Here is a 14357-nt window from a genome sequence, read left to right as displayed (position 1 = left end):
GTCAGTTGACCGTGACCTGACCGAGGGCGGCTTTCGCTTCTTGGGCCTGATGCTGCGGCGCGTAGACCTGAGTGAAACGCACCGGCGGCAAGTTGAACTGGCCCTTCTGCGAGAAGCGCACCAGATGGCGCAGACGCAGTTCGCCGCTCAGCGCATCCACCGGCACCGCGTAAGCCAATTGCCCCGGCTCGAAGCGTGCCTTTTCCAGCGCGGTCGGCTCGGTGCCGTCCTTGCCCTGCAACTTGATGCCCCAGGTGGTGCGCTCGACATCGGCGCCCGGTGGCAGCGGCACTTCGAGCATGCCGTAGCGCAGCGGTTTCGGCGCCTTGCTGGTGAGGATCACTTCGTCCAGATACAGGCTGTCGCTGGACAGCGGTTTGCTACCGACCGGCTCCAGTTTGAAGGTGAACGCTTCATCGCCCGGCACCAGTCGCGACAGGCGCCGGGTGATGGTCACGGCCATTGGATCGACGGCCGGTTGCTGGGTCTGGAAGCTCAGCGCCGCGCGCAGCGGACGCTCCTGAGTACCGGACACCGACAACACGCTCGGCACTGGTGTCGCCCCCTGCCAGGTCCAGAACATCTCGCCGGTCGCGCCGTAGTTTTTCTTCCAGCCTTCACCCGGCAGCAGCGCGATGGTCGGCGACGCCTGAGCGATGCTGCGTTGCAACCAGCTCAGCGCCAGGGCGCGTTCGAGGGTCGATTGCTGCGGCAACAGACGTTGCAGCAACGCCGTCGCGCGGGTCTGATCGAACGCTTGCAGCGACAGGTTCAGCGCTTCGGCGAATGGCTGCGAACTCACCGCCAGACGCTGTTGCGCAGCGCCGACCTGACGATTGAATGCCTCCGGCAACGCGACTTTCGACTGGGTCGCCAGCGCCGCGGTCAACACCCGCGCCGCCGCCAGACCGAGCGCCGAATCCGGGTCGCTCATCACCAGGCTGTCTTCGCCGTCGTCCATCAGGGTTTCGGCGTTGCCCTCACCGGCCTTGGCCAGATCGTCCATCAAACCGCTGAGCAAGGTGTTCACCGGCAGGTGCATCTGCTTGGCAAACGACAGGATCAGCGCCCGCTGCAGCAGCGGCGTGTTCGGCGCCTGCTTGGCGTAAACCTCCAGCACTCGCTGCCAATGCTCCGGCGGCAGGGTCAGTTCCAGCACCTGACTGGCGTTCCAGTCGGCGTAGTAGGCGTAAGCAGTGAGGAAGGCGTCCGGTTCACCGTCGAAGCCCCACCAGGTGAAGCTCGCCGACGGCCCGGCCATTTGCACCAGACGCAGACGGCTGTTCTGCATGATCAGGCGCAGGCGATCGCGGATCTGCGGGCTCGACGCCAGCGACGGATAAGCGATGCTCAGCGGCAGCAAGCGGCTGGCGGTCTGCTCGACACCGCCGTAGGGGTAGTTCAGCAGATCGTCGAGCGCGGAACGGAACAGCGCTTGCGGACTGTCATCCAGACGCAGACGAATGTCCGTGGCGTCAGCCGGCAGGCTCAACGGGGTGTCGCCGCTGGCCACATCGAGGCTCTGGGTTTGCGTGACTTGCCAGCCGTCACCGGTCGCGCTCAGGCGCACGGCGAGGGCGTCAGCGGTTTTGCCGTCCTGCACCAGCTCGGCGGTCCACTCACCCGAGGCCAGGGCGAACGCTGGCAGCGGCACATAGTTGATGCCGTTGTTCAGAGTCACCGGCAGGCGCTGTTCGGCGCCAGCGTAATGGGTGACCAGTTCAGCCTTGACCGGTTTTTCGGCCTGGCTGAAGGCGAATACACCAAGTTGTGGCTGATCGCCTTTGCGGAATTTGCTCGGCCCGCTCCACTTCAGATACAGCGGTTTTTCCGAACGGACGAACTGCTTCTTCTGCCCGACCTGACCGTCATCGGCAATGGCCCGGGCAGTGATGCGCCAGCGGGTCAGCGAGTCCGGCATCTTGAAGGTGAAACGGGTTTTGCCGTCGGCACCGGTCAACAACTCTGGCTGCCATGCGGCGGTGTCGACGTCTTCACGACGCGGCCGCTCCAGTACTTTCACGCCACGTTCGCTGCGATTGGCCTTGCCCGGCGCGCCGGGGCTGCCCGGCAACGCCACGTCATAGCTGATGAACGAGAGGCTGGCGCTGGTGCGCACGTTGTTACGCCGTGGGTGATAGAAAAACTGGTCAATGGTCGGTGCGACTTCCGGTTGCAGCGCGTAGACCATTTCATCGACGACGCTGACGGTCAGGTGCGCCGGTACCGCTTTGCCGGCGAACTGCGTGGTCAGGTCAACGGTCACGGTATCACCCGGCAGATACACCGCTTTGTCGGTGCTGATCGCCACGTCGATTTGCGGCGCGATCACCTTGATCCCGGCGTTCTGGAAACTGTACTGACCGCCTTTGGTGTACAGCACGGAGAAGGTCAGGTTCGGCGCGAAGTTGTCCTTCACCGGAATGCGCGCGCGGTATTGGGTGTCGCTGAGTTTTTCCAGTTTCAGCCAGTCGCCGCCCTTGGCCAGCAACGCAGTGGCTTCGACCTTGTCGCGCTCCAGCGACAGCAGTGCATCGCTGACCGGCTCGGGGAACGTGATCAGCGCCAGCGCTTCATCGCCGGCCTTGTACTCGGGCTTGTCGAGGACGATCTCCACGGTGCCGGGCACCGCTTTGACACCGTCGCCGGTGACCGAATGGCCGGTGGCGCCGAGGACGCGACCGTGCTGATCTTTCAGCGTCAGGTTGTAAGTGCCCGGACGTTCGAAGGCGATGTTGAAGCCCTTGTCCGTCGCCGCCAGTTTGCCTTCACCGGTGCTCTGGTCTTCCAGGCGCACCCAGCTGTAGCTGCTCGGGGTCACGGCTTTGCTCTGCTCGCTGCCACCTTCGTTGGCGTAGCTGAACGCGACCTTATCGTTGACCGCGCTGAAGCGTTGCGGCGCGCTCAGACGGAAGCTCGCGGCGCCACGGTCGATGAGGATTTCCTTGGTGGTCTTGACCCGATACGCCGCGCCATCGCTGGCAAACACGGTGAGCATGTAGCGGCTCGGTTTGTCGGCGGCCGGCAGGTCGAGGGTCGCGTTGCCCTTGCTGTCAGTGGTCAGTTCGGTGCTGGTCAACTCCACCGGGAATTGCCCGAGGTATTGCAGCTCGTTGTCGACCATCGACAGTTGCTGGGCACGCAGGCTCAGGCTCAGTTTGGCGTTGGCGACCGGTTTGCCGTCCGGGTACAGCAGCACCAGACTGCCCTTCACCGGCTCGCCGGTGCGGTAATCCTGCTTGGCCAGATTCAGCGAAATCTCGAAGTGCGGCTTGATGTATTCGGCCACGCGGAAGGCGCTGCTGTAGGCTTGATCCTTGTAGTTGAAACGGATCTCGTAACCACCGGCCACGGCGTTATCCGGCAACTGGAACCGGCCTTGAGTACCGGCCTTGGAATCGAGTTTCAGGTCGAGGCGTTGCAGCTCGGTGCCGGTGGCATCAAGCACACTGACGTTGACGTCAGCAGCGCCCGGCAGCACCGAATCCCGCGCATTCTTGAACTCGCGACCGACGATCTTCAGTGACACCCAATCCCCCGGGCGATACAGCGGTCGATCAGTGAACGCATAGAGTTTGGTGTCGTAGATTTCGCTGTCGTAGTAGAAGTTCTCGGAGACGAATACACCGCCCTCCTCATCCTCGCCAATGACGAACGAACGCTCGGGGCTGACGTGTTTCAGACGCAGCAAACCATCGGCATCGGTGGCGCCGCTGCTCATCACGCCGAGGCCGTCGGTCCACAGCACATTGACCTTCGGCACCGAACTGCCTTCGTGTTTGCGTGCGGCCCAGACCAGCAATTCGTCACCGGCAATCTTGCTCACCGCCACGGTGTTGGAAACGAACACCATGGTGGTCGCGCGGTACTTGCCGATCAGCGCTTCGACCAGGTACAGGCCCGGCTTCAGGTTGCCCAGCGGGATGTACACGTTACCCGGTGCAACGCTAACGAACTCGCTGGAAGACCCGGCCAGATTGACACCGGCCGGCGGCTGGATCGGTTTGGCCTGCCACAGCGGATAGCGGAACTGGCTGACCACCGGCAGACCCGGAATCAGCGCGAATTGCGGCTGCGCGTCGTACGGGGTCGGCGCGGCGATGGCGGTGCCCATCTTCAGCTCCGGCACCTCTTCGGTGACCTGCTTGCGCGACTCGTAAGAGAACGCACGCTGCATCACCCGCCGCGATTTGCGGTACCAGTTGTCCCACAGGTACGCGAGGGTGTTGGACAGTCCTTCGCCCTTGAACTGGCCGTCGCTGACCACGCGATGCAGGTTCTTCTGGCGCTTGAGGAAATCCAGCGGTTTGTCGATCCGGTACACGCGAATGTCGGCGCCGCCATACGGTTCCATGCGGAAGCGCCGATAGTCGCGGCCCGGTGCTTCGAGACGCACCATCGCCTGCTCGTCGGCGGCGAAACTGCTGTCGGCCAGCAGGAAGAAACTTTCACCGGCGACCGGCGTGTAGCCGCTCGGTTCCACCGAGTCTTCAGCGTTGACGGTCGCCAATGGCAGCAACAGCGCCAGCAGCAGAGGAATTCGAGCGCAGAGTCGCAACATGCGGGCACCGGTCATTGGGAGAGAAAGTTCAGTCGATAGACGCCGATGAAGTTGGGGTTGGCTGCGTCGGGTATCCATCGGGTGTCCTTCCATGTCATGAGTTGCTGCAGGCTTGCCGAACGCATGCCGTTGTCAGTGGGGGTGGTCGTGCCGGTGTGATAGGCGATGTAGCGGCCCATCCAGATCATCAGGTGCTGGTCGTCGCCCTGATCGAAAAACATCAGGTCGCCGGGGCGTGCCTGGGACACGTCGCGGCTGACCAGATGGCTGTTGAACTGAATCAGTTTGATCGCGTTGACGTACGGCCCGACCTTGCCGCCGCCCTGCTGCCATTGCTGGGCAAGCTTGCGCTGCTCGTCGCTGAGCGTCAGCTCCGGCGGCAGGTAGCGATTGGACAGGCCATTGCTGCGCAGCCATTTGTCGTCGTGGACTTTCAGCGCTTCGTTGGCGGCGAAACGCACCAGCCCGGCGCAGTCCTGCTGATACCAGCGCGGGCTCGGGCCCTGGCTCAGTTGCTCCTGAGCGATGCGCACGAACCAGGCGCGAAAGACCTGGGATTGCGCCGGATCTAGCGCTGGGGATTCGACGGCTCGCACGCCCGCGCTCAAGAACAGCGCGAGCAAGCCGAGGCTACGGATCAATCCAGTCACAGCGCTTTCCATTCCAGCGGCAGCCATTGCCAGTGGCCGTCAGGCTCGCTGCCTTCAGGCAAGGTCAACGCGTATTTGCCGTAGCCGCCGAGGGTGCGCAGTTTCGGAATCAGGTAGGTTTGCGCGGCGTTGTAGAACACCGGTTCCATGTCCTGCGGCAGGCTGTCGAGGGTTTCCTGCTGCATCAGTTGCGCCATCGAATCCGGGCCGAAGTAGATCGGCATCAGCACATCTTTCGGCAGCACGTCGGCCATCGGCGGGAAGCGTTTGTCGAGGGTACCGAGAGCCTTGTCGAGCAGTTTGTCGTCGAGGGAAAACAGCAGCGTCGAACCATGGCGGGCGAGGCTGACTTTCATGAACGCGCGCCCGCTGATCGCGGCCGGGTTCTCGGCAGTCTTGGCGGCGTACGGGCCGAAGTTCGAGCTGACCTGACGCTGCCAGACATGGCTCTGCCCTTCCTGTTTCTCGACTACCGGGAACGCGTGTTCGGCGACATTCGACTCATAGGCGCCCACCATCGAACCGAACAATGTGCCCAGGTCGCCATCGAGCTTGCTGCTGTCCTCATCCTTCAGACTGGCGACCAGCAACGGCGTGTACAATCGCGAATCGGCGTACCAGCACAGGCCCGCCGCACCGGCCACATGCTCGGTGAGTTTCTGCGCCACGGCTTCGTCGGCGCCGAGTTTCACCAACAGCGGTTTCTGCGGTTCGGCCGCCACCGGCAAGGTCACGCAGGCACTGGCGCCCAGCGGCATGGCTTGCCACACCGGTTTGAAATCGAAGTCCGGCTGGTTTTCCAGTTCGTCCATGGCCAGGTAGCTGTGCCAGCCCTTGTCATCCATGTCGAAACGCAGCCCGGCGAAGTTCGGGATGAAGCGCTGATAGCCCATCGCAAGGACGCTGGAATTGACCGACAGACGCTGTTTGATCTCCGGCGCCTTGGCCGGCAATCCGAAGGCCTCGGGGAACAGTTTGTCGCCATTGAGTAAGGCCGCCAGCGCTTGCGGCGAGACATGTCCCGACTCCTCGGACTCGCCGTTGGCCGGGTCGTAATATTTGTTCGGGTTGGACAGCACCACCAGTTTGTCGCCGCGCGAAGCGAACAGCAGCGATTTGCTGGCGTTGTAGCTGAGCTGGTAAAGCGGCACTTCGTCGCTGCCGACCTTGAGGCTGCCGAAGACGCTGAGTTGCGAATCGTCCAGCGCCACTTTCGCCAGCGGTTCGAGCAGCTTCGCCAAGCCGCCGCGATCCATCACCGACAGAAAATTCTTGAGCCGGCCATCGACGCCACGCCACAGCGCGACGTCGGCCGGTTGATCGAAAAGCTGCTCGATCAGGCTGTCCTGCAGCTTCAGGTCGTGTTCGTAAATGATCCGGCGCAGGCTGCCGATCAACCCCAGGCGGTCGGCGTGGGTTTCGTAATAGAAGACGAAATCCTCGGTGAGCGTGGCCTTGAGGAACGGCACCGTCAGCAGGTCCTTGGGCAACTGGCTCAGGGAGCGGGTTTCCAGCAGCGCATCCGGACGACTCAGGCCGAGTTTGTCACTTGCCAGTATGGCCGCCGGCACCTTGGGTTTATGCAGCAGCCAGCCAAGACCACCGGCCACCCCGGCCACCAGAACCAGGCCGATCAGCAGCGCCGGCCAGCGCCGGGAAGGTTGGCCGGCAGCTGTCGGGACGGCCGGAGAAGCAGCGTTATCACTCATGTTCACAAAACCCGAAGTTCATCCGTGGTGCGGGATGCTTAATAGTTGAAAGTCTTGACCAGCAGCAGATCACCGATCGCCCGCAGGGGCACGATGAACGTTTCACGTCTTTCGTCGACCGTGTTTTCGTTGAGCACCAGCGTGATTTGCGAGGTGATCACCTCGTTCTGATTGCTGGCCTCCTCGAAGTTATAGCCGCCGTCGCCGAAGTTGCCCCAATAGTTGACGTAAACCAGATAGGTGCCATGCAGCGGCGCGGTCATGGTGAACATTTCCGGGCCGGGGCCATCGACACCGTCCGGGTCCAGACCACCGCCGTTGCTCAGCGCCGTATGGGCGAAGAACGCGTGCTGGCCGTCGGGCGTAATGATGTGCAGGTCGAGTTCGGCCTTGGGATCGTCCCAGCCGAGCACCACACGGATCTTCACCGGGGTGCGCAGGTTGTTCGCTTCATAGAACTGCACGCGCTTGAGCGACTGGCCCTCGGCGCTGCGCACTTCGACACTGTTGGAACCGGCGCCAAACGCATACGGCCGGGCGAACCGCCCGTCATCGTCGGTGTACAGATTCAATGGATTGCCGTTGACCGCCAGCGTGTGCGGCCCGCGCTGATTGCCGATGGCCTTGAGCTGGCCCTGGATCATCGTGCGATTGCGCTGAATGCCGCGATCGATCGGCGGCGTGGGGTAGGCGACTTGCGGGTTTTCACTGCGGTCGAGCAGACCGTTGTAACGCCAGCCGCCGGACGGTTCCGACAGTTCAGCGCTCGGCGCCGCCAGCAGCGCAGGCGCGCAAGCCAGGCCGATCAGCAGCCAAAGAAATGAACGCATGTATTGCCTCCTGCCATGCCTGAACGAAACCTTGCACCCGATCCTCGGTACTTCACAGCGATGTTAACTGCGTTTCGTCTGAAAGACCCCGTGAATATAGGGTCGTAGAAGGCGCGAAGATTAGCGATTCGGCAGTTTTTTAACAATCGGATACATCTGGATTTGCGGTGGGAATCACGCAGGGTTGTTGGGCGTGAGCCGAATAGCGGACTTATTCGGCTCACATAATGAGCCGAATAAGCATGTGAAGGGCTACAAAGTTGAGATCTCTCGACCCATTGTTACTCGGCGAGACTCACGGAAATCGCCTGAATATCATTGCACGCCAAATAAGCCTTACCGTTTTGCGAGATTTTTAGCTCACCCAGGAAAAGCGCATAAGCACCCGCCAATTCCTCAATATCGTCGACGTTGAACCGCTGCGCGAACACGTTCACAAGTTCATTGGGAATCACGATACTCACATCATCACGTCCGCCACTGTTTAACCAAAGGCTTCCGCCACCATCGCCCTTAGCATCGGAAATCATGCCCCAGTAGCCGCGATACGCCCCTTCATGACTCCCGTCGATATCAGAGAACTCGACAAAAAAGTTCCTGACTCGGAACTCACCTGCTGGCATGGCAATTAATTGGTCTGAGTTCCTGAAACCATCACTGTGCATAAGATTTTTTAACAACGTGCTTAGACGTCGATGCATGACGGCATTACTAGGACCGCTTCCTCCTCCTACGAATCGCCCTCCTCGTCCTTGTGGATTCGCTGGTTCATTCGGATTTACATGAGTTACTGGGCCTGCACCGTAAACAAAATCGATTTCAATCCGTTCACCTGAATTAATGCGCTCGACTTGATCAGGTCCTGCACCTCCACGATATCGTGGTTCTGCGGCGGCCAAGGAACACCCAGGCGCGTGTGGTCTAGCACCAAAGCAAGCCGCCTGCCCACTTGTTGACTCTTTTCGATAGAACGCCGGGCCAGCGCATACTGGGCAAGCCAAAAAACGGCGAAGCTGTGCGACATGGTGTTCACTTAAACCTTCAAATTGCCGAACGGTGTAGCTCTCACCATTCAAAGTGCAGCGTGCAACATCCATCTGGGTTATCTCCTTTATAGACACCTTGAAGATGGCACACCGCCACTCCTTCTTCTCTACGACCTTAATCGAATGCCAACACATGCTGATTCTGTTAATACAAAAACCTAGGAAAAATCTTGGTCTGGCACATTAGAATTTGCACGAACGTAGCGGGCCGCTCATTTGCCCATAAACCCCCTATCTGCTAGTGTCGCGCCGGTTTAACGTCAACCGGAAATCGCCGCCATGGCCCGCAAAAAAGCTGCACTGGATTTCGAACAGTCCCTCGCCGACCTGCAAACACTGGTCGAGCGTCTGGAGAACGGTGAATTGTCGCTGGAAGACTCGCTGACCGCTTTCGAGCAGGGCATCGGTCTGACCCGTGACTGCCAGGCAGCGCTGGCCCAGGCCGAGCAGAAGGTGCAAGTGCTGCTGGAGCGCGATGGCGAACTCGCCGAGGAACCCTTCGACGCGGAACAGCCAGAATGATTGCGGCGTATTCGGCGACCAGCCAGGCGCGGGTCAATGCGGCACTGGAAATCCTCTTCAAGGCTCCGCTGCCGGAGCTGTCGCGCCTGTATGAGGCGATGCACTACAGCGTGATGATCGGCGGCAAGCGCGTGCGTCCGCTGCTGGCCTACGCCGCGTGCGAAGCGCTGGGCGGCAAGGCTGAGCAAGCCAACGGCGCGGCCTGCGCGGTGGAGCTGATCCACGCTTATTCGCTGGTGCACGACGATTTGCCGGCGATGGACGACGACGATCTGCGTCGCGGCCAGCCAACGACTCATAAGAAGTTCGACGAAGCCTGCGCGATCCTCGCTGGCGACGGTTTGCAGAGCCTGGCCTTCAGCGCTCTGCTCGACCCGCGTCTGAGTAACCTCGACGCCGAGATTCGCCTGCAACAGGTCACGGCGCTGGCGCACGCGGCAGGCCCGGCGGGCATGGTCGGCGGTCAGGCCATCGATCTCGGTTCGGTCGGCCTGAAGCTGGATCAGCAAGCGCTGGAGCAGATGCACCGACACAAGACCGGCGCGCTGATCGAAGTCAGCGTCAAGCTCGGCGCCCTGGCCAGCGGCCGTGCCGAGCAGGATGAACTCAAGGCCCTGCAGATTTATGCACAGGCCATTGGTCTGGCCTTCCAAGTGCAGGACGATATTCTCGACGTCGAAAGCGATACCGAAACCCTTGGCAAACGCCAGGGCGCCGACATCGCCCGCGACAAGCCGACCTACCCGGCCCTGCTGGGGCTGGACGCGGCCAAGGTCTACGCTCTGGAACTGCGCGATCAGGCCCTGCACGCACTGCGACCGTTTGACGCGGCTGCCGAGCCTTTGCGCGACCTGGCCCGGTATATCGTCGAGCGGCGTAACTGAACGCCAACCTGCCAAAAAAGACCAACGCGTGGGCAGGGGGCGATGCATCAGGTAAACTGCCGCATCTTTTATACCTATAACGATTCGCCTGATGCCCACGACGTTTCATGAGATTCCCCGCAAGCGCCCGACCACGCCCCTGCTCGACCGCGCGAACACGCCGGACGGCCTGCGCCGGTTAGGCGAAGCCGAGCTGGAAACCCTGGCCGATGAGTTGCGCCTGGAATTGCTCTACACGGTCGGCCAGACCGGTGGGCATTTCGGTGCCGGCCTGGGCGTCATCGAGCTGACCATCGCGTTGCATTACGTCTTCGACACCCCGGATGACCGGCTGGTGTGGGACGTCGGTCATCAGGCGTATCCGCACAAGATCCTCACCGGTCGCCGCCAGCGCATGGAAACCCTGCGTCAGAAGGACGGCATCGCCGCCTTCCCGCGTCGCGCCGAGAGCGAGTACGACACCTTTGGCGTCGGCCACTCGAGCACCTCGATCAGCGCAGCGCTGGGCATGGCGATTGCCGCCCGCCTGCAAGACAGCGATCGCAAGGCGATTGCGGTGATCGGTGACGGCGCGCTGACCGCCGGCATGGCCTTCGAGGCGCTGAACCATGCGCCGGAAGTCAACGCCAACATGCTGGTGATCCTCAACGACAACGACATGTCGATCTCGCGCAACGTTGGCGGTTTGTCCAACTATCTGGCGAAGATCCTTTCCAGCCGCACTTACGCGAGCATGCGTGAAGGCAGCAAGAAAGTCCTGTCGCGCCTGCCCGGCGCCTGGGAAATCGCCCGTCGCACCGAAGAATACGCCAAGGGCATGCTGGTTCCCGGCACCCTGTTCGAAGAGCTGGGCTGGAACTACATCGGCCCGATCGATGGCCACGACCTGCCGACCCTGATCGCCACCCTGCGCAACATGCGCGATCTGAAGGGCCCGCAGTTCCTGCACATCGTCACCAAGAAAGGCAAAGGCTTCGCCCCGGCGGAAGTCGACCCGATCGGTTACCACGCGATTACCAAGCTCGAACCGGTCGACGCCCCGGCCGCTGCGCCGAAAAAGGCCGGCGGGCCCAAGTATTCGGCGGTGTTCGGCGAATGGCTTTGCGACATGGCCACAGCTGATCCGCGTCTGGTCGGGATCACCCCGGCGATGAAGGAAGGCTCGGACCTGGTGGCGTTCAGCGAACGCTTCCCGCTGCGCTATTTCGACGTGGCGATTGCCGAACAGCACGCCGTGACGTTCGCTGCGGGCATGGCCTGCGAAGGCGCCAAACCGGTGGTGGCGATCTACTCGACGTTCCTGCAACGCGGTTACGACCAGTTGGTGCACGACGTGGCGGTGCAGAACCTCGACGTACTGTTCGCCATCGACCGCGCCGGTCTGGTGGGCGAAGACGGCCCGACCCACGCCGGCAGCTTCGATCTGTCCTACCTGCGCTGCATCCCGGGCATGGTCATCATGACCCCGAGCGACGAAAACGAACTACGCAAAATGCTCACCACCGGCCACCTGTATAACGGCCCGGCGGCGGTGCGCTACCCGCGCGGCACCGGCCCGAACGCGACCATCGACAAGGATCTCGAGCCGATCGAAATCGGCAAGGGCATCGTCCGCCGCCAGGGCAGCAAAGTCGCTCTGCTGGTGTTCGGCGTGCAACTGACCGAAGCACTGAAAGTCGCCGAGAAGCTCGATGCGACCGTGGTTGACATGCGTTTCGTCAAGCCGCTGGATGAAGCGTTGGTGCGCGAGATCGCCGGCAGCCACGAGTTGCTGGTGACCATCGAAGAGAACGCGATCATGGGCGGCGCCGGTGGCGCGGTCAGCGAGTTCCTGGCGCGCGAGAACATTCTCAAGTCGATGCTGCACCTGGGCTTGCCGGACATCTACGTCGAGCACGCCAAACCGGCGCAGATGCTGGCCGAGTGCGGGCTGGATGAAGCGGGGATCGAAGCGTCGATTCGCGAGCGTCTGGAACTGCTCAACAAGTAACACGCAATACCCATGTGGGAGCGGGCTTGCTCGCGAAGGCGTCGGATCAGTCGATGATGAGTTGACTGATACACCGTCTTCGCGAGCAAGCCCGCTCCCACATTTGATTTGTGTACATCAGAAATACCCACGGGAACACCGATGAACCTCTCGCGCCTCGCCCTGCCCCTCCTCCTGCTGCCAGCCGCCAGCGCTCTCGCCGACACCTTCGAACGCGACGAAGCGCTGAAGCTGCCGGATACGCTGATCAGCGCCAACCGCCAGGTCGAAGCGCGCAACGACAGCAGCGCCGCCAACACCGTGTTCACCCGCGAAGACATCGACCGCCTGCAACCGGGCAGCGTCACCGATCTGCTGCAACGGGTGCCGGGCGTGCAAGTGGCGCAGGCTGGCGGACGCGGCAGTCTGCCGGGGATCTACATTCGCGGCACGCAATCGGCGCAGAGTCTGGTGCTGGTCGACGGTCAGCGCATCGGCAGTTCGACCTCCGGCGACAGCAACCTGCAGCACCTGAACATCAACCAGATCGAACGCGTGGAAGTGTTGCGCGGTTCGCGTTCGGTGATTTACGGCAGCGATGCGATTGGCGGGGTGATTCAGATCTTCACCCGGCGCGGCACCGAGCAAGGCCTGCAACCGCGCTTGCACGTCGGCTTCGGCAGCAACCAGACCAGGGAACGCAGCCTCGGCCTGTCCGGTGGCGACGAGAAGACCCGCTTCAATCTTGGCGCCAGCCTCGATGACACCGCCGGTATAGACCGTACCCACGAGTCTTACCCGAGCGACAGCGATCACGATGCCTATCGCAATAAATCCGTCAGCCTGAGTCTCAGCCATGCGCTGACCGACGACATCGAAGTCGGCGCCAACCTGCTGGATAACCGTGGCAAAAGCGAGTTCGACAACCCGTTCGGCCGCTTTGATACGAGCACTTTCGAGTCGGTGCAACAGCAGCCTTACAGCGACTTCAACGTCAGCAGTGTCAGCAGCTACGTCGATGCCCGGGTCAACGAAATCTGGAAAACCCGCGTCGAATTCGGCCACAGCGAGAATCGCGAAAAAACCTTCGACAAGCTCAGCGACGAGCGCACGGTGTTCAATACCTATCGCGATTCGGTGAACTGGCAGAACGACCTGACTCTGGATGCGCGCAACAGCCTGATCCTCGGCGGCGACTGGTACGAAGACCAGGTCAACAGCAGCACCGCATTCAACGAGGACAGCCGCTGGAACCGTGCCGCGTTCATACAGCATCGCTATCAGGCCGACAGCTTCTCCACGGAACTGGGTCTGCGTCACGACGACAACCAGCAATTCGGTAGCCAGAACACCTGGAGCGGCACCTTCACCCTGCCGCTGAACCCGGACAACGATCTGCTGCTGAGCTACAGCGAAGGCTTCCGCGCGCCGACCTTCAACGACCTGTACTACCCGGACTTCAGCAACCCGGATCTGAAGCCGGAAACCTCGAAAAGCTACGAGCTGCAATGGCGCAGTCAGTTGAGCGATAGCAGCCGACTGGAGACGTCGATTTACCGCACGGATCTGCAAGACGCGATCATCTTCGGCAGCAACTCACGCCCGGAGAACGTGGCCTCGGCGCGGATCAATGGTTTCGAAGCGGCGCTGAAACAGGAACTGTTCGGCTGGCAGAGCAGCCTCGGTGTGGCGTTTATCGATCCGCGTGATCGCGATACTGGGCACACCCTGGCGCGGCGTGCGCGGCGCACAGCCAGTTGGGATCTGGATCGCCAGTTCGACCGGTTGGGGCTGGGCGCCAGTTGGCAATTGGTCAGCGGCAGTTACGACGACAAGGACAACACCCACTCACTGGGCGGCTACGGCTTGATCGGTTTGCGCAGCAGTTGGGCGCTGAATCGCGAGATCAAACTGGATTTGAAGGTCGATAACCTGCTGGACAAAGGCTACAGCCGTGCGCTGTACAGCTATGACGGCAGCCAGTATGGCTACCGCGAGGAAGGTCGGGTGTGGGTGTTTGGGGTGACCTGGACACCGGAGCTCTAAGGTAAACCTCAATCAACTGTGGCGAGGGAGCTTGCTCCCGCTCGGCTGCGCAGCAGTCGCAACCCCGGCTTGCTCAGAGTGACAGACGGATTGGGGGGACAGGTTTTGGGGTTGCTTCGCAACCCAGCGGGAGCAAGCTC

The 14357-nt window shown here is 61.7% G+C and carries 9 protein-coding genes; 4 read left to right on the top strand and 5 right to left on the bottom strand.

The genetic code is table 11. The annotated features are described in order from the left end of the window. Nucleotide 1 precedes the first annotated feature (1 nt). From CKW11_RS20660 to CKW11_RS28245, 5 genes are all read right to left on the bottom strand, one after another. A complete protein-coding gene (locus CKW11_RS20660) occupies nucleotides 2-4576 on the bottom strand; it encodes an alpha-2-macroglobulin (protein ID WP_095139144.1) in 4575 nt (1524 codons plus the stop codon). After that, nucleotides 4573-5223, bottom strand: coding sequence for a DUF1175 domain-containing protein (locus CKW11_RS20655; RefSeq protein ID WP_095139142.1), 651 nt, complete (start codon nucleotides 5221-5223; stop codon nucleotides 4573-4575). Before CKW11_RS20655 ends, CKW11_RS20660 begins: the two co-directional genes overlap by 4 nt. Next, nucleotides 5208-6920 (bottom strand): DUF2138 domain-containing protein, encoded by a 1713-nt coding sequence (locus tag CKW11_RS20650; RefSeq protein ID WP_095139140.1) that lies wholly within the window; start codon nucleotides 6918-6920, stop codon nucleotides 5208-5210. The genes CKW11_RS20655 and CKW11_RS20650 overlap by 16 nt, the downstream gene beginning before the upstream one ends. A gap of 38 nt (nucleotides 6921-6958) precedes the next feature. Continuing rightward, entirely contained in the window at nucleotides 6959-7750 is a 792-nt protein-coding gene (locus CKW11_RS20645) for a YfaP family protein (protein WP_095139138.1), read from the bottom strand. Nucleotides 7751-8031: 281 nt separating this feature from the next. Beyond that, a complete protein-coding gene (locus CKW11_RS28245) occupies nucleotides 8032-8847 on the bottom strand; it encodes a hypothetical protein (protein WP_143500063.1) in 816 nt (271 codons plus the stop codon). Nucleotides 8848-9075: 228 nt separating this feature from the next. Here CKW11_RS28245 and CKW11_RS20630 point away from each other — a divergent pair, with 228 nt between their 5' ends. The 4 genes from CKW11_RS20630 to CKW11_RS20615 all read left to right on the top strand — a co-directional run bounded on the left by CKW11_RS20630 (nucleotide 9076) and on the right by CKW11_RS20615 (nucleotide 14217). After that, nucleotides 9076-9318: an exodeoxyribonuclease VII small subunit gene (locus CKW11_RS20630; RefSeq protein ID WP_003228627.1), complete on the top strand. Its 243-nt coding sequence runs from the start codon at nucleotides 9076-9078 to the stop codon at nucleotides 9316-9318. Beyond that, nucleotides 9315-10202, top strand: a complete 888-nt coding sequence (gene ispA, locus CKW11_RS20625) for a (2E,6E)-farnesyl diphosphate synthase (RefSeq protein ID WP_095139132.1) — start codon at nucleotides 9315-9317, stop codon at nucleotides 10200-10202. Before CKW11_RS20630 ends, ispA begins: the two co-directional genes overlap by 4 nt. Nucleotides 10203-10293: 91 nt before the next feature. Continuing rightward, the gene (dxs, locus tag CKW11_RS20620; RefSeq protein ID WP_095139130.1) at nucleotides 10294-12192 is read left to right on the top strand and encodes a 1-deoxy-D-xylulose-5-phosphate synthase; all 1899 of its coding nucleotides are present in this window, start codon (nucleotides 10294-10296) and stop codon (nucleotides 12190-12192) included. A 141-nt stretch (nucleotides 12193-12333) separates the two neighbouring features. Further along, complete coding sequence (locus tag CKW11_RS20615; protein WP_095139128.1) at nucleotides 12334-14217, top strand: TonB-dependent receptor domain-containing protein; 1884 nt, start codon at nucleotides 12334-12336, stop codon at nucleotides 14215-14217. Nucleotides 14218-14357 lie beyond the last annotated feature (140 nt).

Origin of the sequence: Pseudomonas sp. Irchel s3a10 (assembly GCF_900187525.1) — a bacterium.
In the GTDB taxonomy this organism is placed as follows: Bacteria; Pseudomonadota; Gammaproteobacteria; order Pseudomonadales; family Pseudomonadaceae; genus Aquipseudomonas; species Aquipseudomonas koreensis_G.
This window is presented reverse-complemented; position numbering and strand designations above follow the sequence as displayed.